Origin of the sequence: Vibrio sp. ER1A (genome assembly GCF_000733315.1) — a bacterium.
GTDB lineage: Bacteria > Pseudomonadota > Gammaproteobacteria > Enterobacterales > Vibrionaceae > Vibrio > Vibrio mediterranei.
This window is the reverse complement of sequence record NZ_JPJA01000086.1, coordinates 826,944-852,162: the sequence shown is the minus strand read 5'-3', so window position 1 is coordinate 852,162 and position 25,219 is coordinate 826,944. Positions and strand designations below refer to the sequence as shown.

Annotated in this window: 25 protein-coding genes; 16 read left to right on the top strand and 9 right to left on the bottom strand. The window is 43.2% G+C overall.

Features of this window, described 5'->3' with window-relative positions; genetic code table 11:
• The 3 genes from dhaK to ptsP all read left to right on the top strand — a co-directional run.
• A partial coding sequence (dhaK, locus tag HW45_RS11075; RefSeq protein ID WP_081875802.1) for a dihydroxyacetone kinase subunit DhaK occupies window positions 1-1,047 on the top strand: 1,047 nt, incomplete at its 5' end.
• Window positions 1,048-1,062: 15 nt separating this feature from the next.
• Window positions 1,063-1,698 (top strand): dihydroxyacetone kinase subunit DhaL, encoded by a 636-nt coding sequence (gene dhaL / locus HW45_RS11070; protein ID WP_006069634.1) that lies wholly within the window; start codon window positions 1,063-1,065, stop codon window positions 1,696-1,698.
• A 2-nt stretch (window positions 1,699-1,700) separates the two neighbouring features.
• Window positions 1,701-4,097, top strand: coding sequence for a phosphoenolpyruvate--protein phosphotransferase (gene ptsP / locus HW45_RS11065; protein ID WP_038227018.1), 2,397 nt, complete (start codon window positions 1,701-1,703; stop codon window positions 4,095-4,097).
• A 71-nt stretch (window positions 4,098-4,168) separates the two neighbouring features.
• Here the strand turns inward: ptsP and HW45_RS11060 are convergent, their stop codons facing one another.
• Window positions 4,169-4,894: an HAD-IIB family hydrolase gene (locus HW45_RS11060; protein WP_038227017.1), complete on the bottom strand. Its 726-nt coding sequence runs from the start codon at window positions 4,892-4,894 to the stop codon at window positions 4,169-4,171.
• Between the two features lie 170 nt (window positions 4,895-5,064).
• Between HW45_RS11060 and HW45_RS11055 the strand changes: the two genes are divergently transcribed.
• Complete coding sequence (locus HW45_RS11055) at window positions 5,065-5,646, top strand: dioxygenase family protein (RefSeq protein ID WP_038227747.1); 582 nt, start codon at window positions 5,065-5,067, stop codon at window positions 5,644-5,646.
• Between the two features lie 21 nt (window positions 5,647-5,667).
• On the opposite strand, the gene HW45_RS11050 is transcribed toward HW45_RS11055, so the two are convergent.
• Window positions 5,668-6,276 carry a YitT family protein gene (locus HW45_RS11050; RefSeq protein WP_006069638.1) on the bottom strand — a complete coding sequence of 203 codons (609 nt, stop codon included), beginning with the start codon at window positions 6,274-6,276 and terminating at the stop codon, window positions 5,668-5,670.
• Between the two features lie 250 nt (window positions 6,277-6,526).
• On the opposite strand from HW45_RS11050, the gene HW45_RS11045 reads away from it, so the two are divergent.
• The gene (locus HW45_RS11045) at window positions 6,527-7,111 is read left to right on the top strand and encodes an acyl carrier protein phosphodiesterase (RefSeq protein WP_038227015.1); all 585 of its coding nucleotides are present in this window, start codon (window positions 6,527-6,529) and stop codon (window positions 7,109-7,111) included.
• Window positions 7,112-7,206: 95 nt separating this feature from the next.
• The gene (locus HW45_RS11040) at window positions 7,207-7,422 is read left to right on the top strand and encodes a TIGR02450 family Trp-rich protein (protein ID WP_038227014.1); all 216 of its coding nucleotides are present in this window, start codon (window positions 7,207-7,209) and stop codon (window positions 7,420-7,422) included.
• 22 nt (window positions 7,423-7,444) lie between these two features.
• On the opposite strand, the gene pncB is transcribed toward HW45_RS11040, so the two are convergent.
• A complete protein-coding gene (pncB, locus tag HW45_RS11035) occupies window positions 7,445-8,680 on the bottom strand; it encodes a nicotinate phosphoribosyltransferase (RefSeq protein WP_038227013.1) in 1,236 nt (411 codons plus the stop codon).
• 183 nt (window positions 8,681-8,863) lie between these two features.
• Here pncB and HW45_RS11030 point away from each other — a divergent pair, with 183 nt between their 5' ends.
• The 4 genes from HW45_RS11030 to HW45_RS11015 all read left to right on the top strand — a co-directional run bounded on the left by HW45_RS11030 (window position 8,864) and on the right by HW45_RS11015 (window position 11,774).
• A complete protein-coding gene (locus tag HW45_RS11030; RefSeq protein WP_038227012.1) occupies window positions 8,864-9,532 on the top strand; it encodes an isochorismatase family protein in 669 nt (222 codons plus the stop codon).
• Complete coding sequence (locus HW45_RS11025) at window positions 9,525-9,857, top strand: YnfA family protein (protein ID WP_038227010.1); 333 nt, start codon at window positions 9,525-9,527, stop codon at window positions 9,855-9,857. The genes HW45_RS11030 and HW45_RS11025 overlap by 8 nt, the downstream gene beginning before the upstream one ends.
• A gap of 162 nt (window positions 9,858-10,019) precedes the next feature.
• Window positions 10,020-11,312 (top strand): DEAD/DEAH box helicase, encoded by a 1,293-nt coding sequence (locus HW45_RS11020; protein ID WP_235225445.1) that lies wholly within the window; start codon window positions 10,020-10,022, stop codon window positions 11,310-11,312.
• A 114-nt stretch (window positions 11,313-11,426) separates the two neighbouring features.
• On the top strand, window positions 11,427-11,774 hold the full coding sequence (locus tag HW45_RS11015) for a DOPA 4,5-dioxygenase family protein (protein ID WP_038227009.1): 348 nt from the start codon (window positions 11,427-11,429) through the stop codon (window positions 11,772-11,774).
• Here HW45_RS11015 and hpfH read toward each other — a convergent pair.
• The gene (hpfH, locus tag HW45_RS11010) at window positions 11,771-12,736 is read right to left on the bottom strand and encodes a (2S)-3-sulfopropanediol dehydratase activating enzyme (RefSeq protein WP_038227007.1); all 966 of its coding nucleotides are present in this window, start codon (window positions 12,734-12,736) and stop codon (window positions 11,771-11,773) included. The two genes, HW45_RS11015 and hpfH, sit on opposite strands and share 4 nt — an antisense overlap.
• 71 nt (window positions 12,737-12,807) lie before the next feature.
• Window positions 12,808-15,339 carry a (2S)-3-sulfopropanediol dehydratase gene (gene hpfG, locus HW45_RS11005; RefSeq protein ID WP_051868013.1) on the bottom strand — a complete coding sequence of 844 codons (2,532 nt, stop codon included), beginning with the start codon at window positions 15,337-15,339 and terminating at the stop codon, window positions 12,808-12,810.
• Window positions 15,340-15,721: 382 nt separating this feature from the next.
• Here hpfG and HW45_RS11000 point away from each other — a divergent pair, with 382 nt between their 5' ends.
• On the top strand, window positions 15,722-16,462 hold the full coding sequence (locus HW45_RS11000; RefSeq protein WP_006069648.1) for a sulfite exporter TauE/SafE family protein: 741 nt from the start codon (window positions 15,722-15,724) through the stop codon (window positions 16,460-16,462).
• 72 nt (window positions 16,463-16,534) lie between these two features.
• Here HW45_RS11000 and HW45_RS10995 read toward each other — a convergent pair whose 3' ends face one another.
• Entirely contained in the window at window positions 16,535-16,906 is a 372-nt protein-coding gene (locus tag HW45_RS10995; protein ID WP_038227005.1) for a YybH family protein, read from the bottom strand.
• Between the two features lie 118 nt (window positions 16,907-17,024).
• Here HW45_RS10995 and HW45_RS10990 point away from each other — a divergent pair, with 118 nt between their 5' ends.
• Window positions 17,025-17,882 (top strand): LysR family transcriptional regulator, encoded by an 858-nt coding sequence (locus tag HW45_RS10990; RefSeq protein ID WP_038227004.1) that lies wholly within the window; start codon window positions 17,025-17,027, stop codon window positions 17,880-17,882.
• Here the strand turns inward: HW45_RS10990 and HW45_RS10985 are convergent.
• Window positions 17,868-18,185: a c-type cytochrome gene (locus HW45_RS10985; RefSeq protein WP_038227003.1), complete on the bottom strand. Its 318-nt coding sequence runs from the start codon at window positions 18,183-18,185 to the stop codon at window positions 17,868-17,870. The two genes, HW45_RS10990 and HW45_RS10985, sit on opposite strands and share 15 nt — an antisense overlap.
• Window positions 18,186-18,448: 263 nt before the next feature.
• Here HW45_RS10985 and HW45_RS10980 point away from each other — a divergent pair, with 263 nt between their 5' ends.
• Both HW45_RS10980 and HW45_RS28370 read left to right on the top strand, forming a co-directional pair.
• Window positions 18,449-19,207 (top strand): EAL domain-containing protein, encoded by a 759-nt coding sequence (locus tag HW45_RS10980; protein ID WP_038227002.1) that lies wholly within the window; start codon window positions 18,449-18,451, stop codon window positions 19,205-19,207.
• A 17-nt stretch (window positions 19,208-19,224) separates the two neighbouring features.
• Complete coding sequence (locus tag HW45_RS28370; protein WP_051868011.1) at window positions 19,225-20,040, top strand: helix-turn-helix domain-containing protein; 816 nt, start codon at window positions 19,225-19,227, stop codon at window positions 20,038-20,040.
• 43 nt (window positions 20,041-20,083) lie between these two features.
• Here the strand turns inward: HW45_RS28370 and ltaE are convergent, their stop codons facing one another.
• Together ltaE and HW45_RS10965 are read right to left on the bottom strand one after the other, a co-directional pair.
• Window positions 20,084-21,088 (bottom strand): low-specificity L-threonine aldolase, encoded by a 1,005-nt coding sequence (gene ltaE / locus HW45_RS10970; RefSeq protein ID WP_038227001.1) that lies wholly within the window; start codon window positions 21,086-21,088, stop codon window positions 20,084-20,086.
• Between the two features lie 10 nt (window positions 21,089-21,098).
• Window positions 21,099-21,617, bottom strand: a complete 519-nt coding sequence (locus tag HW45_RS10965; protein ID WP_038227000.1) for an NUDIX hydrolase — start codon at window positions 21,615-21,617, stop codon at window positions 21,099-21,101.
• 222 nt (window positions 21,618-21,839) lie between these two features.
• On the opposite strand from HW45_RS10965, the gene viaA reads away from it, so the two are divergent.
• Both viaA and HW45_RS10955 read left to right on the top strand, forming a co-directional pair.
• On the top strand, window positions 21,840-23,333 hold the full coding sequence (gene viaA, locus HW45_RS10960) for an ATPase RavA stimulator ViaA (RefSeq protein ID WP_038226999.1): 1,494 nt from the start codon (window positions 21,840-21,842) through the stop codon (window positions 23,331-23,333).
• Between the two features lie 176 nt (window positions 23,334-23,509).
• Complete coding sequence (locus tag HW45_RS10955) at window positions 23,510-25,171, top strand: ATPase RavA domain-containing protein (protein ID WP_038226998.1); 1,662 nt, start codon at window positions 23,510-23,512, stop codon at window positions 25,169-25,171.
• Window positions 25,172-25,219: the final 48 nt, after the last annotated feature.

Sequence of the window (25,219 nt, the reverse complement as noted above, 5' to 3'; positions counted from 1 at the left end):
GATTTCGGCAACAAAGCCGTTGTAAAAGAGCAAATGGAAGGTCTTGCTGCCTCTCGCCCACAATTAAAAGCTAACTACGAGCCACGTTATATGTGGCATGAAGAAACGCCAGGACAAGTGGCGTTAGTTTCCGGTGGCGGCGCGGGTCACGAACCATTGCATGCGGGCTTCATTGGTAAGGGTATGTTGACGGGTGCTTGCCCAGGTGAAGTATTTACCTCACCAACACCTGACCAAATGTACGAGTGCGGTAACCAAGTGAACACGGGCGAAGGCGTTTTATTCTTCATTAAAAACTATACTGGTGATGTCTTGAACTTTGAGACAGCGGTGGAGCTTCTTCATTCTGACGGCATCAAGGTTGGCTCAGTGTTGATTGATGATGACGTAGCGGTAAAAGATAGTCTATATACCGCAGGCCGCCGTGGCGTTGCTGGCACAGTACTTGTCGAGAAAATCGTGGGTGCAGCAGCAGATAAAGGTTACTCATTAGAACAGTGTGAAGAACTCGCTCGCCGAATTAACAATAACTGCCGTTCGTTCGGTGTTGCTTTAGATGCATGTGTAGTACCAGCAGCGGGCAAACCATCTTTCCAACTTGCAGATGACGAAGTTGAATTTGGTGTTGGTATCCACGGTGAACCGGGTATCGAGCGCATTAAATACACCAACGCTGACGAGTTGGTTGACAAGATGTTCCTTGAGCTAAAAGAAAACATCGCTTATAGCCGCACGCTGCGTATTTGGAATCGTGTCGAAGGTGAATGGGACGAAGTAGAGTCAACGATTGAGAACTTTGAAACAGATCATGACTATATCGCTATTGTGAACGGTCTTGGTGCAACACCAGAGTCGGAACTTTACGGTGTATACAACCGTTTGGCACATAACTGTGAGAAAGAAGGTTTCCGTCTTGCTCGTAACCTAGTGGGTAACTACTGTACGTCTCTGAATATGGAAGGTGTGTCTATCACGCTATTAAAAGCAGACACAGAGATGCTAGAGCTATTTGATGCTCCAGTAGATACAGCAGCGATGAAGTGGTAAGCCGAGGAATAACATATGCAAATTGAAAAACAACACATCATTAATTGGCTTGAGCTTTGCGCAGTATCGTACGAAGAAAACCAAGACTTTCTAACAGATCTTGACCGTGACATCGGCGATGCAGACCATGGTCTAAACATGAATCGTGGTTTCAAGAAAGTAAAAGAAACCTTGCCAAAAGTTGAGAAACAAAATATCTCAACCATTTTGAAAAATACCGGTATGACATTGTTGTCTAGCGTTGGCGGGGCGAGTGGTCCATTGTACGGCACGTTATTTATTCGTACAGCTGCGTCCGTAGGAAGCCGTGAATCTTTGACTTTCCAAGAGTTAATTGACGATCTTAAGAGTGGTGTTGATGGCGTCATCTCTCGCGGTAAAGCAGAGCAGGGCGACAAGACCATGTGTGATGTTTGGTTACCTGTACTAAACGAGATGAAAACGTCTCTAGAAGGCGGTACTAGCCCAGATCATTTACTTGATGAAATGGTGGAAGTTGCAGAGAAAAGTGCAACGTCAACGATTGAAATGCAAGCGAAGAAAGGCCGTGCAAGCTATTTAGGTGAGCGCAGTATCGGTCACCAAGATCCTGGTGCGACGTCATCACTTCTAATGATCAAAGCACTAAGACAGGCGATAGCAGGAAAGTAAGCATGGTAGGCATTGTAGTAGTATCGCATAGCCGCCTATTAGCAGAAGGAGTGGCCGAACTGGCCACTCAAATGACGCAAGGCAAAGCTAATATTGCGATCGCAGCGGGAGTTGATGATCCTGAGAACCCAATCGGCACAGATGCAATTACCGTTATGGGGGCGATTGAAGAAGTATGTGACCAAGATGGTGCTGTAGTTTTAATGGACTTAGGTAGTGCGCTACTTAGTACTGAAATGGCATTAGAACTGTTAGATGATGAGACCCGTGACAAAGTCGCGTTGGTGTCTGCTCCAATAGTAGAAGGCACAATGGCAGCGTCAGTAGCGGCAGCGGCTGGCTTGCCTATTGAGGCAGTAATCGCTGAAGCATCCAGCGCTTTAGATGTAAAAAAAGAACATCTAGGTGAGGATCTTACTGTGCAGTCTCCTGACTTTGCGGGCGAGCCTGTCGACGATGCGAATGCGTTAAGCTTTCAATGGATGGTTAAAAACCCTCATGGTATTCACGCACGACCAGCTGCGGCGATCGTAGGTTGTCTAGCGCCGTTTTCTAGTGATGTGTATCTAGAAAAAGCAGGACAAAAAGTCAGTGCGAAGAGTCTAAATAGCATTGCTAAATTAGGGGTTCGTTGTGATGAACAGATTACGTTCTATGTCAGTGGTGATGATGCCCAAAACGCATTAGATGCTTTTGTTAGCCTTGCCAATGAGCACTTTGGTGAAGCGGTACAAGTCGCTAAAGGTGAAGTAGTAGAAGAGGTATTGGAGCAAGCTCCCGAGCTTACTAACGATATTGAAGGCGCCTTGGCCGGTATTAGTGTCAATGGCGGTATTGTGACGGCTCCAGCAGTCATCTTTACCCAAGAAATGCCCAATGTTCCGATACGCACATTTACCAATGCAGAGCAAGAATTTGCGAAGCTTAAACACGCTATCGCAGAGGTTAAGCAACATTTAGAAGCTCAAGCAAAATTGCCTCATGGTGAAATCTTTGCTGCGCATGCGATGATGTTGGCTGACCCTGAAATTGCGACTCAAGCAGAAGCAAAAGTTGCAGCGGAGTTAATCGCTGAGCAAGCGTGGATGGACGTGATGATGGCGCTAGCGGCACAATATCAAGCTGCGGAAAGCCAATACATGCGTGAGCGTGAAGCAGACGTTTATGATATTTGTCGTCAAGTGATGCTGTCATTGACGGGTGAGAAACCGAAGGCGATAACCATCGAGCAGCCAAGCGTTTTACTCGCTCGTGACTTAATGCCTTCGGATGTGGCGGGTCTTGATAAATCAAAAGTGGTAGCTATTTGTCTAAGTGAAGGCGGTAAAACCTCTCACAGTGCTATCTTGGCAAGAGCTATGGGAATTCCTGCAATAGTAAAAGTTCAAGGTTGCCTTGAACAGGTTAAAGCAGGTGATAACATCACAGTGGATGGCTTCAGTGGATTATTGTGGTTTGCCCCAACTCAAGCGGTACAGGAAGAGCTTAATAGCAAGCGTCATGAATGGCTGGCAGCTCAAGAGATCGCGTTGCAAAACGCTCAATCACAAGCAGTAACCCAAGATGGTACCTCGATTCACGCTTTGGCTAACATCGGTGGTCCTGAAGATGTAGAAGCGGCGTTAGCCAATGGCGCTGAAGGGGTTGGTCTGTTCCGTACCGAATTTTTGTTCCAAGAAAGCGCAGAACTACCAACCGAAGATGAACAATATACGGTCTACAAAGAGATTGCAGCTGCGTTTGGCGACAAGCCAATCACGATCCGCAGTCTTGATGTTGGTGGTGACAAGCCGCTTGCCGCATATCCGATGCCAGAAGAGGAAAACCCTTTCTTGGGTCAACGTGGCGTGCGTCTGTGTTTGAAGCATGAAGCGCTTTTTGAAACGCAGTTACGTGCAGTTTTAAGAGCTTACGCAGAACAACCTAACATTCAATTGATGATTCCAATGATTGCAACGGTTGCTGAAGTAAAAGCAGTGAAAGCATTGATCGCTAAACAGTGTGATAAGTTGGGGTTGCCTGAATCCACTCTGCCTGTTGGCATAATGATTGAAGTACCAGCTGCGGTATTCAACGCGGATGCCTTAGCGGCAGAGGTCGACTTCTTCTCGATTGGCACCAATGACCTAACACAATATGTTATGGCGGCTGATCGAGGAAACACTGAAGTTGCTGAGCTAGTAAATTACTTCGAACCAGCGGTTATTAAAGCTATCGAACTGACCATTCAATCTGCAAACAAAGCCGGTATTTCGGTTAGTATGTGTGGTGAAATGGCAGGGGATGTTAAAGCGACAGAGCTATTGATGAATCTAGGGCTGAGAAAATTCAGCGCAAGTTCTACACTGATTCCAGAACTTAAACAAAAAGTACGTTCCTTAGATTTTGCAAACGCATAATCATCTTTAAGATAGCTAAACATGGCCAGTAGTTAACACTACTGGCTTTTTTGTTGTTTGGATCTACACATTCATCGATTGTTTTGCCAGTGTTTTAACCCTTCGAGTACACCAAGCGCATGGGTATTTTTCGCCGTATAGACATGAGATAAAGAAGAAAGGTGCGCGACCTCTTGATAGTGATTCGCCACCAATATTGCGTTAATCCCTGCTATGGTCAGCATAGCGGTATCATTGCCGGAGTCGCCTGCAACGACAACTTCTGAAGGACAGAGCTTATGCTTATTCATTAAGTGGTGGATGGCTGTTGCTTTATTTATACCTTTTGGTGTGATGTCTAAAAACCAATCGTGCGAGTAGGTGAGGTCGACATACAGCTCATTTTTTTGAAACAGAGCTTGTAGATACTGTAATTGCTTACGGTCTAATCTCCCTTCATAAGTTAGCTTGTAGCTGCCTTGATGTTCAGGTGTCTGTTTCCCCAAAAAGCCACAATCGTGTAACGCGGCAGAAACTCGTCCTTCATCCCATAGACAATCCATTTTTGTGTGCCAGTCATAGTCAGGGGTTAGCGTGCGTTTATGATGAATCTGAGTGCCGACGTCACTGACAATAGTATGAGGTCTAGGTAACGTATGCTGAGCTAATCCATCGTTAATAGAATGAAAGGTTCTCCCTGTAGCGACAACGAACTGCATACCTGTTTGAGCTTCAACGTAGGAAGTAAACTTTGTTAACTCATCGGTAGGCCCACCACTGATTGTTCCATCAAAATCGCATACCAACATCTTTATCATTGAATAAACTCCTTTTTTCTTGTTTTAAGTGTATATCAACTGTTTTCCGATGACTGTTATTTCGACAACATTTGCAAAATGTGTGAGGACAGTGAATGCAATTGATCAAAAACTGGCAATCCGAACCATCTGAGCCACAATTGTTTTTAAGAAGCGTGGAGGACTGTACGATGCAAAGGAGAGATTTTCTGACCATATGCTCGGTGTGGTTTGCGTGGCCTGTATTGGCTAACACACGCCTGCCAATGACGCCAACACAGGCAGAAGGCCCATTTTATCCGCTTAACAATATTCCAGTTCGCTCAAATCTCATTCTCAATCAATCATCGCTCATTGGGAAAACTCTCGAACTAAGTGGTCATGTGAAAACACCAGAAGGCAAACCTATGAAGCAAGTTCGTGTGGAAATTTGGCAATGCGATGGTGCTGGTGTTTATGATCATCCTAGACAGCCTGGCGTTGAACAATTCGATCGAAACTTTGCTGGTTCTGGGGCAACTGAGTCCAACGAAGAGGGCAGGTTTAATTTCACTACTCTCTACCCAGTACCTTATACAGGAAGGCCGCCTCATATTCATGTGAAGCTATGGCTTGGAAATAGAGAACTGTTAACCACACAACTATATTTGCAAGGGCAAACAGGTAATGAGTGGTGGGGTGGTAATGAGCGTGAGTTGCTTCAATTAGAGATCAAAGATGCTAAAGGAAGTGCGCACGCTCATTTTGATTTTATCGTGGCTTCACTTAGTTAAGCCACGTTGGGGATCGGAATTTTATGACTGGCTTGGTAAGGGCTGATAACGCCCTGGCTTGTGATTCATCGCTAAAATTAGGTTAGTTGCAATGGCTCCGACAACGGATAGAGCGATGAGGTAGAAATCGACTACAAACAGTGACAGAACCACAATAGTGCAGTCTAGTGCCATTTGAACTTTGCCCGCTCGAATGCCGAAGCGCTCTTGCAAGAACAGAGCGAGAATATTAAACCCACCCAAACTCATTTTATGACGGAAAATGACCAACATGCCCATTCCAATGAGTCCGCCGCCAATCAACGCAGCATAGATTGGTTCAATGTGTGCGATCTGAATGACGTGGTGAAGATGGTCTACTGCGAATGAAACGATACTCACGGCAATAAAGGTATTGATGGTGAACTGCCATCCCATTCGGGTTACCGAAAGAATGTAGAACGGTAGGTTAAGCATAAAGAACACTTGACCAAAACTGAGAGCGGTCACTTTAGTGATAAACAGCGCGAGTCCTGCAGTGCCACCTGTCAGCAGCCCCACTTGGTTGAAAAAAATAACGCCAAGTGATACCAGTGCGCTGCCAAGAGTGAGAGCGAGTAGGTTCTCTCTAAGGCTATGATCTTTGTCCATAAAGACACTTCCTTTGAAATAAAAAATGATATCTACAGTGCAAACGATCCTTCGTGGAACTTCACAAATGTAAGATGCGCGAGTTTAATTGTGACGACAGGGTGGTGTCGAGTTGATGGCTGATATCAGATTTTTATTGAGTGTTTCGTCAGATTTACACTTAGCGCATACGAGGCTAAGAATTAGTGTGGGATTTGACCGTTTGAATAACAGTCACCACAATGTAGCAAACGACTAGTAACGGAGAGTTATGAATTTCTTAGCACACCTGCACATCGCTGATCACTGTCAGAGCAGTCTGCTTGGTAACTTGCTTGGAGACTTTGTTAAAGGGGACCCCTCAAAGCTCTATAACGCTGATGTTAGCCAAGGGATCAGGTTGCACCGTTTTGTCGACTCTTATACAGACAACCATACCATCATCAAACTGTGTAAACAGCGTTTTGATCCAGACCTAAAACGATTTGCGCCTATCGCCATGGATATGTTTTGGGACCATTGTTTAGCCAAGCGATGGCATGATTACCACCCTCAAACCCTGCAAGAATTTGTTGATAGTGCAGAAGCAAAAATTACGTCGACTGAAGAAGTATTACCAGAGCGGTTTATCAATATGACTTCTCATATGTGGCAAGGACGCTGGTTGGAGTCATACAGCGAACTAGAAAACATACAGTACGCGTTAGAGCGAATGTCACTTAGAAGTATGCGCATGACACCTCTTGCTGATTGTGGAGTGCAACTAGAACAGAACTATCAAGAGTTTTCAGACTTTTTCGCTGTTCTGTATCCTCAGGTTCTTGAGCAAGCAGTTATGGTCGGGAGGACTTTCTGACGATTTTGGCGAGCTAAATTTGTCTTGTTTGAACTTAACCTATACCTGACACGTAGAAGAAACTCTAAAGATAAACAGATGGTTATAGGGTTGAGATGAATCGTATTAATCCAGCGAAATTACGAAACAGCAAATGGACGGCGACTAAACCTCTTAATAGAGAAAAGCACTTTCTAGTCTCAGAAGTCGAGTTTGAAGAGGATGGGACCGTTATGTCATGCAAGCTTGAAGCCGTGCTGTCTCGTAACGAATATCCGATTGATTGGACTGAGTTAAAAGACAGCGAAAAGTGGCTTCAAGGATGGAAATAGCAGAGGGGTTGAATGCGTGAGCTTACGCCGCAAATTTGCTTTGTACACCGAAGCTTTTCTTTAATTCAGCTAAAAATTCTTCATCTTCACACATGGCTTTTTCAGGCTCGTCACTGATTTTAGCAACAGGACGCCCATTGCATTCAGCCATTTTGACGACAATAGATAGTGGTTGATATTGCACAGAGTCTTGTTGCCATTTGCCCATGTCATTGGCTAGAAATGTACCTATGCCAAAGCTGATATTCGCACGACCCGCGAAGTACTCACATATGTCGAGCGCATCCGCAAAGTTTAGTCCGTCGGTGAAAATTAAGATTTTTGACATTGGATTGATACCAAGGGATTGGTAATGCGCGATCATTTTGTCACCCCATTCAAAAGGATTGCCTGAATCATGACGCACGCCAGCGTAGTCAGTAGCTCGCTCTACGTTGAAGTCTTTCAGAAATGCATCAATACCGATCGTATCAGTAAGGGCAATACCAAGTTTTCCATCAAACGTAGACTGCCAAAGGTCTAGAGCAACTTGTTGTGACTTCTGTGGTTCCACTAGTGCTTGATGCGCCATAAACCATTCATGTGCCACCGTGCCAATTGGCGTTAAGTCTAGTTCTTTTGCTAGTTGATAGTTGCTTGTGCCACTTATTAGTGCAGGAGCATGTTGCTTGAAGTAGCTCACCACCTCGCGCTGCACCGGCGCGCTAAATCGACGACGGCTACCCATTTCAGAAAACTGAAAATTATCAATGGAACGTTTCTTCAGCTCGGACTTTATTGCATCGACTTTTTGTTCAAGCGTAGTTGTGAACTGCGAGTAAGGAATTGCGTTCCAACGTTGGCGACTACGCAGTTCTGAGATAATGCTCATAACCAAGGTTTCGTAAAGAATGGTTTCGTGCCAAATGCCGTTAATGGAAACACTAAGCTGTTTATCAGTCTTAGATACCTTCACTTGGTGCTTAGGAGCAAATGCGAAGTCAGACAGATAGTTGAGGAAGTTATCGTTGAGATAAGGGGCTTGAGTTCTTAAGTAAGCAATATCGTTGGTTGTAAATCGACATTCAGAAAGAGCGTTTATCTCTTTTTCGATAAGGGGTTGGAGGTCTGATAAATCTTCATTCGATCGAACAATGAGTTCGTAACGCACGCGAGTCTGCGGGTAATGCGTGAACGCTGCAAACATCATATTGATTTTGTATACGTCTAGGTCGAGTGCGCTTTGAATAATGCGATCGTTGAAAAGTGAGCCTGACATCCGGCATTCCTACTGTGTTACTAGGATTGATAAAGAAGTGGCACTCTAGATAAGGCAGAGAAAATTGTCAAATTCCCTGTTGGGTGAAGACGTTATTCGTAAAGGACGTGTGTTATCTATTTACTTAAGTATGATAGAGAGTATTACCGTTTAAACCCTAGACGAATCGTGAAGGAAGTCACCATGTCTTTGACCACTATACAACTCTTTAAATCCCAAACTGCGTCCATTGATGTGGACCCTCAAAAAGGATTTAGCGAGCTGTGTCCCGATGAATTGCCAGTGCAAGGCGCGCTAGAGATTGTTACAGAACTGGTAAACAATCATAGCAAAGCGACGTTAAAACTGGTTTCTCGAGATATGCACCCTCCTGGAGCTGCTTGGGAAGCGGAAACGCCTGAGCGTATGCTGGAACCCGTCGGATTGCCTGAGGTCGACATCAAATGGAATCCTCACTGTGTGGTGGGAACGGAAGGCGTGGAGTTGCTTCCAGGACTGCCAGCGATTCGCGACTATGATTTTCAAATCAATAAAGGCATCGATCCAGATGCTCATCCTTATGGTGCATTTTATCACGACCAAGCTGATACATTATCAACGGGAGGGATTGAGTTTTTACAATCTAAACGGGTTAAGAATGTGATTGTTGGTGGCTTGGCTCTAGACTTCTGTGTGAAAAAGTCTGTTGAACAGCTCGTCAATGCAGGCTTTAATGTTATTCTCAATTTAGCTTCGACGCGTGCCGTATTTCCTGACAATGTGCAGGAAGTCATTGAGCATCTTGTTAGCCAGGGTGTGACAGTTGTGGAAGACGCTGCCTCCATCCAGTTATTGGATACTTTACATGCCTGAACTAAAAACAATGGGGTTGTTCTTCGTCACGGCTGTTGCGGAGATATTAGGCTGCTACCTGCCTTACTTGTGGTTAAAAGAAGGGAAGTCAATATGGTTGCTTGTCCCTGCCGCGATTTGCCTTGGGTTGTTCGCTTGGCTTCTTTCTTTGCACCCTACGGCGGCCGGCAGAGTTTATGCAGCGTACGGTGGTGTATATATTTTCGTTGCAATATTATGGCTTTGGCTTGTTGACGGTATCCGTCCAACCATGTGGGATATTGTCGGGGTATCAGTCGCATTACTTGGTATGGCAATTATCATGTTTGCCCCAAGAAACATTTAGTCTAAGTAGCAAGTTGAAAGCAAAGCATTGGTATATCTGCTCGGTAGTAGCAGTTATACACCGTTCAAGTAATGATTGATGAACTAAGTCAATAATGGCGTTAACCAATGTCGTGTTATCTGATACACTCGCGACCCCTAAATAATACCTGTTGGCGAATTTATGACAGACAAGACTTTACTTGATGCTTCCGAAGACGTGACTTCGTTTGATTCTTTTGCTTTTGGTAGCACAATTCATCAAAACCTAGCTGCGTTGAACTATGAGTCGCCAACACCTATTCAAGCACGTGCTATTCCACATGTTCTTGATGGCAAAGATATCTTAGCCGGAGCACAAACAGGCACGGGAAAAACTGCGGCGTTTGGGCTTCCTTTGATTCACAAAATTGCTCAAGAACCTAAGGATCGAGAGTCTAACTCAAAAGTTATTCGTTCTTTAGTACTCACACCAACAAGAGAACTTGCACAACAGGTGTTTGATAGCTTAGTACCGTTAGCAAAAGACACTGGACTTAAAGTAGTTGTAGCTTACGGTGGCACAAGTATGGGCGTACAAACTAAAAACCTAGTTGGTGGTGCCGACATCTTGGTAGCAACACCAGGACGCCTTTTGGATCACCAACATAACCGCAATATCACTTTATCTGAATGCGAATATCTAATCTTGGACGAAGCTGACCGTATGTTAGATATGGGATTCATGCCAGACTTGAATCGTATTCTCAAGCGCTTACCAAAAGAGCGCCAAAATATGATGTTCTCAGCAACATTTGAACAGCGTATCAAAACGCTAGCGCATCGTATTATGAATGAGCCTATCGAAGTTCAAGTCACCCCAGCGAACTCGACGGCAGATACCGTAAAACAGATGGTTTATCCCGTCGACAAAAAACGTAAACACGAACTGCTGGCGTACTTAATTGGTTCCCGCAATTGGCAACAGGTATTGGTGTTTACCAAAACAAAACAGGGTAGTGATGCACTCGCAAAAGAGCTTAAGCTTGATGGCATTAATGCGGTTTCGATCAATGGTGATAAGAGCCAAGGGGCGCGTCAAAAAGCGTTGGATGATTTTAAATCCGGAAAAGTACGAGCATTGATTGCAACGGATGTTGCGGCTCGTGGACTAGATATTCAGCAGCTGGAACAAGTTGTGAACTTTGAGCTGCCGTATAAAGCGGAAGATTATATCCATCGTATTGGACGAACAGGTCGAGCGGGGCATGCAGGTTTTGCAGTATCGTTAATGAGTCACGATGAGCAGTATCTTCTAGAAGCAATAGAGCGTTTGCTAGATACGCGATTACCACAAGAGTGGTTGGCAGGCTTTGAACCAAGTCCGGCCTCTGAAGTCGAACCTGATCGTGCACCTCGCCGTAAAGGTCGAGGGGCGGATAAACGTAAGATGAAAGCCAAGCTTAAGATTCATGCCAATCGTGGTAAAAAGCGCTAATTTACTTCAAAGAAAATAAGGGTAAGAATTTAACTTCTTCCCTTATTTTTCAGATAGGTATCAGTTACAATCCCGCCACTATTTCCTCACGCAATTTTATCGCAAAGTAACCCCATGACATCACCTCAAAAACCCCAAAACCTTCACGATAAATACCATGCACACGTCTACTTTGATCAATCTTCTTTAGAAATGGCTACCGTGTTAAGTGAAACCATTACAGAAAAGTTTGGTCTGCATGTCGGAAGAGTACATCAAAAGCCTGTTGGGCCTCATACGAAATGGAGCTTCCAGATTTTGTTCTTTCGTGAAGACTTTGATGCACTTATCCCTTGGCTTGATAGTGTTAGAGGCGAACTCAGTGTTTTAGTACACGCCGACACTGGCGATGACCTTATTGATCACACCACTTATGCATATTGGTTAGGTAAAGAAGTGCCTCTTAATCTTGATGGATTCTAATTTGCGCATTTCAGGCTGGCGTCTTTGGTTCCAACCGTACAATGGATGCCTCGGCGATTAAAGTAGTCGGCAATTTGATTTACCCTTAGCTGAAAGCTATCACGCTCAAAGGCTAGATCGGCCATCTTGTATGGCAACCCTAATGAGCGGTATTTCTCTTCCCCTAAGCGCATAAAGCTAAGTAATTGAAGCGTTTGTACGCGTCCGTTGAGTTCATTAATAATGAAATCAGCGGTCGCAGTAATATTCTCATCGTCATCGTTGATGGACGGAATAACTGGGATTCTCAATATGATGGGCTTTTCAGTTTTACTCAATGCTCTAAGATTATTGAGGATTTTACGATTATCGACTCCGGTGTGCGCTTTGTGGCGCTGGCTATCTAGTAGTTTGATATCAGAGATAAATAGATCGGTATAGGGAAGGAGCTTTTCTATTCGATTCCAGTTAGCAAAGAAACTCGACTCTAAACAAGTGTGGATGTTTTCTTGTTTGCATAACCTAAACAACTCCAAAACAAAGTTGCTCTGTAAAAGAGGCTCTCCACCAGATACAGTTACACCTCCCTCTGATCGTTGATAAAAGCCTTTGTCTTTGCGGATAGTCTTCATGCACTCATCCAAAGTCATGAAACTGCCCCATTGTTTGATTGCTTCTGCAGGACAGTCGTCAGAGCAAGCCATACAGGAAGAGCAAAGATCACGTTTGACCTCAAATAGATAATCATCGGAAAACGTCAACATATTGGGCGATGGACAAACCTCTAAACACGTTCCGCAGTGCTCACGTGAGATGCACTGGTTATGGTAGACCCCAACTTCTATTCTGCGATTAAAACTCTCCGGGTTTCCACACCAATCACATCGTAGAGGACATCCTTTAAGGAAGAATTCAGTTCGGATCCCTGGACCGTCGTGGAGTGTGAAACGCTGTACATTCAATACGGTGGCTTGGTTTGACACAAATAACCTCAATTAAGTTAGAAGCTGGGCGTTGAATGCCCAGCTTGACAGTAGTTGTATTAGGTTATTTGTTAGAACCTAAGCTCGGTGCGTTGAATTAAGTCGTCTTGCAAAGGTTTCCCAAGTTCCACGAAATACGCACTGTATCCTGCTACTCGCACTAACATGTCTCTGTATAGCTCAGGATTTTTCTGAGCGGCGCGCATTTTGTCCGAACTCATAATATTAAACTGCACGTGCATGCCTTGTTTGGAGATGTATTCGTCGATAAAACTGACAAGAATATCTCTTCCTTCAATACCTGAAACGGCGTCTTCGGGAAAACGTAAATTGAGTAGAGTGCCATTGGTTGCCAAGCTGTGGTCTACCTTAGTGACGGAGTTGACGATAGCGGTCGGGCCTTGCGTATCGTGCGAACCGCCTGCGGTATGGACAGGTCCCATGTTATCAGAGATAGGTTCTTCATTTTTGCGACCATCTAACGACGCATTGGTGTATAAGCCCATACCAACATTCGCATTGACGGTGTATACGCCTGGACTAAACTTTCCGCCTCTAGGGTTGATGCGTCCTTTGATATGACGGCAATAGCATTCAAACATAAAGGTGAATAGCTCATCGGCTTCATCGTTGTCGTTGCCATAATGGGGGATCTTGGAGCTATTGACGAGCGCGTACAGCTTTTCATAACCAACCCAATTATTCTTCACAGCATCAAGCAGCTGTTTACCCGTGTACTTCTTGTCATCAAATACTAACTTCTTAATGGTAGAGAGAGAATCGGCGCAAGTGGCTACTCCAGCAGCCTGCGGAGCAGTACCATTATATTTCACACCACCAAATGTCATATCTCGTCCGGTTTCGATACAACCTTCAAAAAACGCTGAGATATAGGGAGTGGGTTTGACCATACGATGAATTTTGTCGGTGACATTTAAGCAGCTACATAATTGATCGCACCAGTACGCAAACTGCTTATCGACACTTTCGAGAACTTGTTCAAATGTTGCGTAAGTTTCTAAACTGCCAGTATCTGGCCCCAATTGCTGGCCGGCATTTGGTCCTGAAAGAATTCGTCCACCATTGATGACCATTTCCATCATTTTTGCGGTATTCACGTAGCCGGCGTCCAACCAACCATGCTCTTTGCCGGGGATTGTAGGTTCAACGCAGCCAACTACAGCGTAATTTCTCGCCTCAGCTAAAGACACCCCTTTACCTAACATGGCTTTTATCGCTGGGGTATCATTGAACAATTTAGGGTGACCGTAACCGGCTCTAATGCATTCAATCGTCTTAATCTTGAGCTCGTACGGTGTTTTCTCGTGCATTCGAACGCAGACCCAAGGGTTCATCATTCGAGTATGGGCTGATGCTTCCAACATTAACATGGTTAGGTCGTTGGTGGCATCTTCACCTTCTGAGTCTACTCCACCCAGAGTTAAGCTTTCTCCACCAAAACCTCGACCATTGCGAACTTTTACTGTGCCTTTATCTTTGAGCTTAGTTGGGTTGTTCATTTTGACGTAAAGCACTTCAATGAGCTCTAGGATAAACGACTTTGATACGGCACGTTCATTGACATCTTTTTGGTAGAACGGAAGTAACCATTGGTCCATACGACCATAAGAGATAGAGTGACCATTTCCCTCAATTTGGGTCAAAGTGACGGCAAAATTGAATAACTGAATAGCTTGCCAGAAAGACTTTGGAGCACCACCTGCGATTTGCTGGCAGTTGAGGGACATGGTGTGCAGTTCTTGTTTGCGTTTAGCGTCAGTTTCATGTCCCGCCATTTCAGACGTTAACTGCGCGTACCTTGTAATATAGTGCTTAGCCGCTTCTAAACACACAATGGTCGCTTTGTAATAATCTCGTTTATCGCTATAGTCTGGGTCTTGTTTCGACAATTTCTTCAATGCGGAATCGGCCTGCAAGATAACCCCGTCATAACCAAGCGTCATGAGCTTAGTGAAGTCCATGGCAAAATGTCCGATGCCTGCAAAATGGTAATTATTGGTCTGAAAGACTTTTTCACCCATATGTGAGCCTTTCTTTTGGTCATCATCAAGGTGGGCCGTAATGATCTCATTGGCCGTTTTGCCTTTCCAGTATGCGCATAACTCCAAAATTTCGTTTTTATCCTGCTCACTACGTATATAAAATTGGTCGTTACTTCGTTCTTCAAAAGGAGAGTGAAGGATTTCGTCAATGATCCAGTCAACGGAGAATTCAGGATAAATAGGTGAGGCTTTTGCTGGAGCAGCAATCTCCCCTAGGATTAGTTCGTCATCATAAACGTGCAGTGTGCAGTTATGGAGTATGTTCTGGAAAGCGAAAGCAGTCTGCAGGATACGTGGTAAGGCTTCATTCTCTCGATATGATTCGGTAACAAGACGAAGACGTTCAACGTCGATATCATACGACCTATCTAGGAAGGTTTGTCTTAATTGATTGACTCGCGGGAAAGGGGACCAATCGGCATGATCCACTTGGTATCCTAACCCATAAACCATATCAAACTCTTCGATTCCCATTGCTGACGTGTGCTGATGAGCCTGTGTTTCAAACAACTGCTCCGACTCTAACTGAAAGTGATCCATTGTTTACCTCATAAATTTTAAATACGATGAATTCGTTTACAGTTTCAAATCGATACTTCTTTAAAGGCGTCCGTGTTGAAGGTCGATGAGTGCTCGTGTTTATCCGCTACCACGGTTTGTCTACAAGGAGCTGAAGGGAAGGCTGATTGGGATGAGAGCCTGTTAAAAACACCTTTAGTCTTATAGACGCTTTTGAGTGAGCGTTTTGTTCAAAACTGTATGGATATGGTCATTATAAGGAGATGAACGTCCTGTTCTGAGAAAATAGTCACACTAACGAATCAAAATGTACATAAAACAACAAAATGTGACACGAGTAATGGTTATTAAATTTGATGAGTCTATAGTGTGAAGAACTTTTAACGGCTGAATAACAGGACATATGGATACCACTTTAATACTCGTTTCGTTGATCATTGCATTAGCGGGTTTCACACAGGGGCTAACGGGATTCGGCTCAGCGTTAGTGTCGGTTCCGTTGCTTTCATTCATTGTTGGAGCTCAAACAGCAGTTCCAATTGCTGGCATTTTTGGCTGGCTAGTTACCTTGCCAATCGTTTGGAAAATGCGCCATTCAATACAACGCCAAACTGGATTGATTCTATTTGCGGGTTCGGTACCTGCGTCTTTTGTTGGCGCTAAATTACTAGCAACGATGCCTTCCCAGTACATTCTTTTGACTATGGGAATTGTGTTAGTTGCTTCAAGTTTACATTCTCTACGTTCAACTAAGCCTTTGTTTAAAAAGACTTCTGTTCCGGTAACTGTAGGGGCAGGTTTCACATCGGGTGTTTTAGGTGCTAGCGTAGGAGAATCGGGTCCTCCTGTGATTGCGTATACATCGATGCAGCCTTGGACGGCCGATCAAACCAAATCGACATTGGCTTTCTTCTTTATGTTGCAAATGATTGGTGCCAACGTAAGTTTTTGGAATGAAGGTTTGATAACTGAAGAAGTGTTATCTTTGGTGATGTCGGCAATGCCAGCGTTCGTCATTGGTTTAACTGGCGGAATGATTGGCTATCATCTTCTACACAAATACAAAATTGACTATCACCGAATCGTACATATCTTTTTATTAGTCATTGGGTGTATGTTAGTGGCGAAAAATGTCCATTTTTGATTATCTAAGTCAATTTAATACTAAGCCCCGTGTATAACGGGGCGTACTAATAAATGACTAAAGCAGGATAGTCTACCTCTCACCAAGCACTTCAAACTCATCATAAGTTAACCGAGACGCACCATCGGTTTGAATTTCCCATAGTTCTTTATGAACCACGCCGAAGGCGTTGTTCATTGTCCAGTCTGAGGTCAAAATGTACGACGTTTCCCCAGCCTTTTCCCATTTAGTATTGGTGTAATTAACGTCTTTAAATCCTTGATCCATAATGTTTTGCCAGAATGCCTGTATTGCCTCTCGACCTTCAAATGTACCAAAAGGTTTCGCTACCATTACAGCGTCTTCAGCGTATTGTGCCGCGCAGCCAGCAGCATCCTGATTATTGAATGCAACTTGCCATGCGGAAATTCCAGTTTTTGAGCGTTCTAAAGTTGATTGAGTCATCATCATACCTTTCAATTTGGGTTGTGTATGAGCTAATCATAGAGATAGTATTGGTAATGAAAAACAAACATATTGGAAAAGTATGTTCTGTTAAAAAGAACAATTAAGAGAGCTTATCGTGAATAAACTGCGTTTAATGTCCATCTATGTACAAATCGTTGAAAGTGGCTCGATAACTAAAGCGGCTGATAAACTCGATGTGTCTAAATCTGTAGTTAGTTCAGCGCTCAAACAGTTAGAAAATGAGTTGAATACGAGCTTACTAAAACGCACGACGCGCAAGCAGATGCTAACTTCGACCGGAGAGCGTTTTTACCATCAATGCGCTCTCATGCAAGAGCATGCAGAATCTGCGTGGGTTGAGGCATCAGAGTCGATGAACACGCCATCAGGAAGACTATCGGTGACAGCGCCACACGCGTTGATGCAGAGTATTGTCATACCTGCGCTCGCTGATACTTTTAATGATTTTTCTGATGTGACGCTGAACTTAGTAAGTGACGATGACCACGTGGACATAATTCAGCAGGATATTGATCTAGCGATTCGTGTAGGCGCATCTGGAGATTCCAATCTAAAACAAAGGAAACTTGGTCAGTTTTCTGACGTCCTATGCCAATCGAAAAACAATGAAGTAGATATAACATCGTGCCAATATGTGGCTCAACATTGGCAACCAGCGCAAATACATCATCGAGAATTAAATACGGAACAAGAGTTAACGTTTGTTCCAGCACACAGTGTCAACACGATCTACGATGCTATTCGCCTAATCGAGAGAGGGTTTGGTATAGGCTTGGTTCCTGAATTTCTACTTGGTGAAAGCATGGCAATAAAACCAGTTGCTGAAATAGAGAAGACGAAACCTAATCCTATTTACTCCTTACACCCTTATCAAGCACATGTGCCCCTTACCGTGTCTATGGCTATAAGCGCTATTGAACAGAGGATAAATACTCTGCTAATCGATAGTTGAATAGAACGCAGCAATATCTTTCAAGTCTTCTTCCGTTAAGTTTTGAAGCTGAGCCTTCATAAGTTCTGCCATCGCGCCTTGGCGCTCGTCATTTTGATACGCTTTCATAGCATTAAACAGATAAAGCGAGTTTTGCCCGTTAAGGTTTGGGTAGTTAGCTTGAGTAGGAGCTCCATTAGGGTTGTGGCAGAACACACAGCTTGGTGCTTTCATTTCACCTAGCTCGGGATTTCCGAAGGAGCTTGCATGACTTAGCAACGGTACGAAAATTGACGCGAATATAAGTATCTGGGTTGATTTCATAGATTTTCGATTTTTCAAGTATATACATCTATTGTAAGGCTTACCCTAAGGGTAATCTAAAGCACTAATTGCTGCACGTAAATTGAATTGAGACATCGCTCACATGCTTTTATGCGTTCGCAGTTCTATTGAACATAAATAAATCAGATTAATAGTTTAGAAATAGAGTCATATTTTTTAAATGACTGAATAATATATTGAACTGACAAACTTATATGTATGAGAATAGTTTCTATGAACCCAAGTTATGGAGTGCTCCTAATATGAAACGAATGCAATGTGATAGAAAATATTCTGGCGTAAAAATACGCTCTGACTCAAATAAAAAAGATGTTCTAGAGTTGGAGTTTGTAATTCAACCTATACTATCTTCGTTGGAGAATAAAGTTTATGCATATGAGATGTTATCGAGAGTTTCCGTAAATACAATTTTCGATTCTGAACTGGCAGTAGAAGAAATATTTTTTTGTCTTGATGGGGAGATTATTAAACAAATTGCATTGAGTCAGGTCGACATTGCAAAGAAGATTGAAAGACAACTTGGTAAGGCTTTGATTTCTGTAAATATACCAGTTAATTTACTTATTGATAATGGGTTTGTTGACCATGTGATATCGCTTTCTCCAAGTAAGTTAGCTATTGAAATTGATGTGCTTAGATACTCTTTTGACAATCCCATAATCGAGAGAAATTTAGATAGATTTAGGAATTGTGGAATTAAGCTCTGGCTTGATGATTACCTTGTTTTATCGCATGCTAGCAATGTTGTCTTGACGGAGGTTGCGTGGGATTTAATCAAAATCGATAAATCCTATTTTTCTGACAAACTTAACGAGAAAATAACTGCAAAAGTCCTAACTGATAGAGTTAATAAACACTCTAAAGATGGTGTAATTTTCGAAGGGGTAGAGACTATTTATCAGAGAAGTGAGATAGCATTGGATAATGTTTATCTTCAGGGCTACTATCTTTCATATCCTATTTCAGTAGGCGAAATATTGAGAATGATTGAAAGTCAATAGAGCAATAAGGTGGTATTGTGTACGATAATAAAGTGGCTTTTGACAGAGTAGTTCTTCCGCATCAAAACCTTTTAACTGAAGTATATTCGCTTGAATATAAAATTATTAGATTAATCAATGCTGAAGGAGCGTTTTCTATTTGTGGAAAAAAAGAAGCAGCTTCTAATAGAAGTGTTGTATTTTTCCCAATGGGACAAAGCATTCATATAGATATACGATCAGTTTCCAATAAGCCAATTGAGTTAGAAGTGGTAACGATTACTGAAGAGTTTTTTAATTCTACAATATCCATGTTTAGTTCAGACCCGAACTTCAAACAGAAAGAGGGCGTTTCGGAATGTGAGGCTGATGTGAGAGATAAAATAGGTCATTATCTTGATGCATATGTCACATTAGAAAACATCGATGTCCACTGTGCAGCGACGCTACACTGCTCATTAGCATATTCTATTCTTAGAGAACTGGTTGTCTGTGGTGTTATTGATCCTTTCTATGAATTAATGGCGAAGAAAAAAACTAGTAAGCGAGTGACCGAAGTCATTTTAAGCGACCTGACTAATAAGTGGAAACTATCAGACGTAGCGTGTTGCTTAAACATGTCAAATTCGACATTACAACGTAAATTGAAAGGTGAATCTTTGGAGTTTAGTGTGTTGTTAAGCACCGTAAGGCTAGAAGTGGCAAGGAAAACACTAACATGCTCTGATACTTGCATTTCTAAGGTGGCTCTTGATTGCGGCTTTGAAAGTCTCGCTTACTTCAGTTATGTCTTCAAAAAACGATACGGAATGACGCCTACTCAATGCAAAAAAACATTAATAAAGCCAAGTTAAGGTTTGACTACCAAACCTTAACTTGCGAGGGCGCTATACAGTCTTAAACTAATTGCTTTAAGCGTGTGAGCAAGTGGTCAATATCCGCACTCGAAATATCTTTGTGAGTTACGAATCGAATCGGATTACCTGGGGTAATAGTAATGCCCTCTTTAGCCAACGATTCTGCAATAACATCAATCTTTACTGATTCATCGAGCTTAGCAAAAACAATGTTTGTTTGGACAAAATCGGCGTTTACACTAAATCCAGAAATGTCATTTAGGCCAAATGCGAGCTTTTTGGCATTAGCGTGATCAACTTTTAACTGATCGACTTGCTCTGTTAACGCAAGTTTTCCTGCCGCGGCTAAAATGCCAGCTTGGCGCATACCACCGCCAACCATTTTACGTAGTCGTCTTGCGCGTTCGATAAACGCTTTAGAACCAAGAAGTAGGGAACCAATAGGAGCTGCTAAGCCTTTTGAAAGACAGATTGTCATAGAATCAAAATGCTGAGCAATTTCTTTTACGTCCACATCTAATGCCACGGCTGCGTTGTATACTCGAGCGCCGTCTAGATGCAGTTTCAGTCCGTTTTCATCAACAAACTTCCTTGCTTCTGCCAAATATGACAATGGTAGAACTTTACCGTTGATAGTGTTTTCAAGGCTTAACAATTTGGTGCGCGCGAAGTGGCTATCATCAGGTTTTATCGCGGCTTTCAACTTAGAAAAATCAAGTGTACCGTCTGGGTTATTCTCAATAGGCTGAGGTTGAATTGAGCCGAGTACTGCTGCACCGCCAGCTTCATATTTATAGTTGTGAGCCTGCTGGCCACACAGGTACTCATCGCCGCGTTGGCAATGTGCCATTAAACCAAGCAGGTTTGCCTGAGTACCAGATGTTGTGAACAGTGCCGCTTCGAAACCATGTCGCTCTGCTGCCCATTGTTCTAATTCGTTGACCGTTGGGTCATCCCCGTAAACATCGTCACCGACAGGTGCATTAGCCATAGCTTCACGCATAGCTGGGGTAGGTTGGGTTACTGTGTCTGAGCGAAAATCCATTGATACTCTCCTAAATGTATCCACATAGCGTCGCTTTGCTTAAGCACGCTATTGTTTTGGCATCCGTGATGCCACCATCGATTATTTTTTGTTGTAATTCCGTTAGTGACATTGTCACTAATTCAATAACTTCATCATCATCGCATTCTAAGCTGCGATTCGGTTTGAGTGATTTTGCAATATAAAGATGCTGTATCTCGTCACAAAAGCCAGCGAGTGGTGTCACCTGTCCTAGAGAAATCATACTACCAGCTTCGAAGCCCGTTTCTTCAATCAGTTCTCTGTGTGCGCAATTTTCAGCATTTTCACCCAGTTCCATCGTCCCGGCAGGAAGCTCTAAAAGCCACTTCTTTAGTGAGGGCCGATATTGATTTAATAGCAGGATGTCGCCGGACTCGGTAACTGGAAGGATAACCGCAGCACCGGGGTGTTTAATTGTTGTGTGCGTAATGTTTTTTTGATTTGGTAATTCAATGTCTTCTTCTACGAGGGCAATGGATTTCCACTGATGAATTGTTCTTTGGGCCATAAAATCATCCGTTGATGGCTAGATATAAAGTACGTAGAAGGTTTACGTAATCAGGGTTCAATATGACCATAACGTGACATAAAAGTCGATGGATAAGAAGGCGATCGTTTTATTAAATGGCGATCGAAAATGAAAACTAGGGTTTCTTACCTGTAATGCAATGAAAAATTTAGGTATATCAAGAGGTCTACACAGTTGTGAAGTTTATTTATAGGTAACGAAATGCTTGGTGCGGACAGTCTAAATTTGGCGATGATGGTAGCAGAATCAGGAATTATTGATTCTGCGGTTAGAGACATCATGCAGCAAACAGACCTGTTGGCGATGGGCAGCGATGAAGGACTTAAGCAAAGCTTAACAGCATCAATGGCCAAATGGTCTAAATCTGTTAAACGCAAGCTCGTAAAAGGTCAAGAGACCGAGTCTCTGCAATCTGAACTCGAACTTTATCAACGAGCAGTCTATCTAACGGAGCAAGAGTTTGATAGCCAATTGAGTCAATTGATTGAGCAGCTTCCTGAAGATTCGCAATTCCTACCCAAAGCTCGTCAGTTAGCGAGCAATATCGATGCTTACCCACGGTCACTGTTTGCCCGTCAGTTTTGTAAACAGTGGTATGAAAGCTTAAAACAGGCCGTTGAATCGAAACAACAACAAACGGTTGACCAGCAGAAGTCTAAATTCTTAAAACAGATGTATCAGAAAATCGATACTTTAAAAGATATGGAGAACCTGCAAAAAGGTGGCGAACAGGGCAAATTGGGAAGGCTTTGGGATTTGGCAGGAGCAGAACTAACAAAACAGGATTGGCGACACATAGAACGTACGGCAGAGTACCTTGAGAATAATCAAGAGCTAAAACGTATTGCCGACAAACTCGGACGTATGGCAGAAGAGGTGGACGCTCCAGAGCTAAATAAAGCATTGAGCCACGATGAAGTGGTCGTTGAAGAGAGAGCGGACTTTGCGACAGATGATATTGTGGGCATCCACGAAAGTAACGACATCAACAATCTTCTTCCTAATGAGACCATGTATTTGGCCTACCCAGAATTAGAAACCATTTTCTATCAACACTTGGTGGAAAAACGACTGCTAACCTACAAATCAGAAGGTAAACAACGTACGGTTCGTCAATTACATTCACCTAAAACAGCGACGGGTGAAGCAGAAAAAGAGACAGGCCCCATGCTTATCGCGATAGACGTCTCAGGTTCAATGCAGGGTGCTCCGGAAAAATCAGCGAAAGCTATCGCTTATTCACTAATGAAAATGGCGGCACAACAACAACGCGAGTGCCACGTCATATTGTTCTCCTCCACGTTCATTAGTTATGACTTAACAGGGACGACTGGACTGAAAGAAGCGAGTGACTTTTTGTCTTATACCTTTAAAGGCGGAACCGATCTTGGAAAGGTCTTGGATCACGCTGTGGAACTGATGCAAGGTGAGCAATACAAAAATGCCGATTTGCTGGTGATCTCCGATTTCATCGCACCTAAGCAGGAACAGGAGATTGTCGAAAGAGTAGAGTCATTACGTGGCCGCTACAATCGGTTCCACTCTTTATGTCTCTCAAAATATGGTAACCCAGAAGTTTTGGAGCTATTCGATACGCAATGGCGTTATCACCCCAGTCTCGTCGGACAGTTCATTAAAAAACCTACGTTCCAATTTAATAGAGCAAAACAGGCGCTTTCTCATACTTTCGGCTAATAAGTTCTGCTGTTTGAAGCGACTCTTAGTGACAAAACTCTATAAAAATCAGCTTGATAATTTTAGGTTTGCGGTCATGCTTTAAATAAAGCATGAATGAAAAAATCTTGTAACATAATAATAACAAATGTATAAAATCATTTATGCATTCCTGTTTTGTGCACAGAGGTATTGGCATGATAAAGCCCACAGTTGTTTCCCACGCTGATAAAGCGTTGCTATCTGAACGAATTAATAAACTCGCCTCAGCACTTTCCGACGGCGTTTACGAACGAGAAGAGACCATAAAGCTTTGCTTGTTAGCCGCCCTTGCAGGAGAAAGTGTCTTTTTGCTTGGCCCGCCTGGAATAGCAAAGAGCCTAATTGCGAAGCGATTGATACAAGCATTTGATAACAGTAGTTATTTTGAATACTTAATGACACGTTTTTCTACCCCTGAAGAGGTGTTTGGCCCCCTTAGTATTCAAGAGCTCAAAGACAACGGACGTTATTTACGATTAACCAAAGGTTACTTACCTACCGCTCAAGTGGTTTTCTTAGATGAAATCTGGAAAGCAGGTCCTGCGATCTTAAACACATTACTAACCGTCGTGAATGAGAAAACATTTAAGAACGGCAGTGATATTGAAAGAGTACCTATGCGCTTGCTGGTTTCCGCCTCAAATGAACTGCCAGATGAAGACAGCGGTTTGGAAGCTCTCTATGACCGTATGTTGGTACGCATATTTGTAAATCGTATTCAGAATAAACAGAACTTCAAATCGATGTTAACGGTTGGCACAACTGAAGAAGCGAAGATCCCCGAAGGTTTGGCGATTACCGATCAGGAATATCATCAATGGCAACGCGAACTCGATAACGTCAAGTTGACCGATTCCGTCTTTGAAAAACTCTATCAACTTAAAACCTTGCTAGAGTCCGCAGCGGAAGAAAACCAAGGCAGACTCTCGGAGTCAGATCTATATGTTTCCGACCGCCGTTGGAAGAAAGCGGTAAAACTTCTTAAGGCGAGTGCGTTCTTTAATGGTCGCGATAGCGTCAACCCACTCGACTTACTGCTACTACAAGACTGTTTGTGGAACAGTCCAGAATCATTAGAAATTGTGCGCGATGTTGTTCGTGACTTTGCGTTGAACTACGCCTTTGATCAACAGGAAGTATTCCAACAGATCGAAGAAGGTAAAGAGCAATTGGCTGATATTCAAGATGAAATCGAAGCTGAGTTTGCGATGCCTCTTTCTATGGAGTCCACGACGGGGCTGCTTCGAAAAGATGTATACCAATACGATATTAGCAACGCCAAGTCATACAAAGTTGGTCCGGCTACGGACCTAGTCAAATTGGTCTTGCTGCAAAGCAACATGTCAGTATCTGAGAGTGAAAAAGGCGATAGCCGCTGGGTCTATGTAGCAAAAGATGAGCTTAGCCGAGCCATCAAAGAAGGTGGCAGCGAGGTGTATGGTTATGTAAACCAAAATACGCATTTGTGCCGCTTGAAGCTTGATATTGACGCTGCCAATAACCTCGTTATTAAAGATATCGCTAATCGCTCTGTTCTAACCACACTTGTGACCACTTCTGGTATTGACTCCAATTTACTTCAAGAGTGGACGACGAGAGCTGATCAGGTATTAACGCAGCTTACTCATGCAGAATATCACCTTAGACAAGTACGCTCTAACTTCCATGGCGCTCTGCCACACGGCTTTATTCAACAAGAGATACCAACAGAGATGGAAGTGAGCTTACAAACAGTCACGCAAACACTCGAAACTACGAATGCCGAAGCTGAGAAAGCAGTCGCCAGGATCAAAGGATTAAATGACTTTTTTGCCTAGAAAGCTCGCTTAGGAACTTTACTTAACTAGGAGCTTTGCTTAATTAGA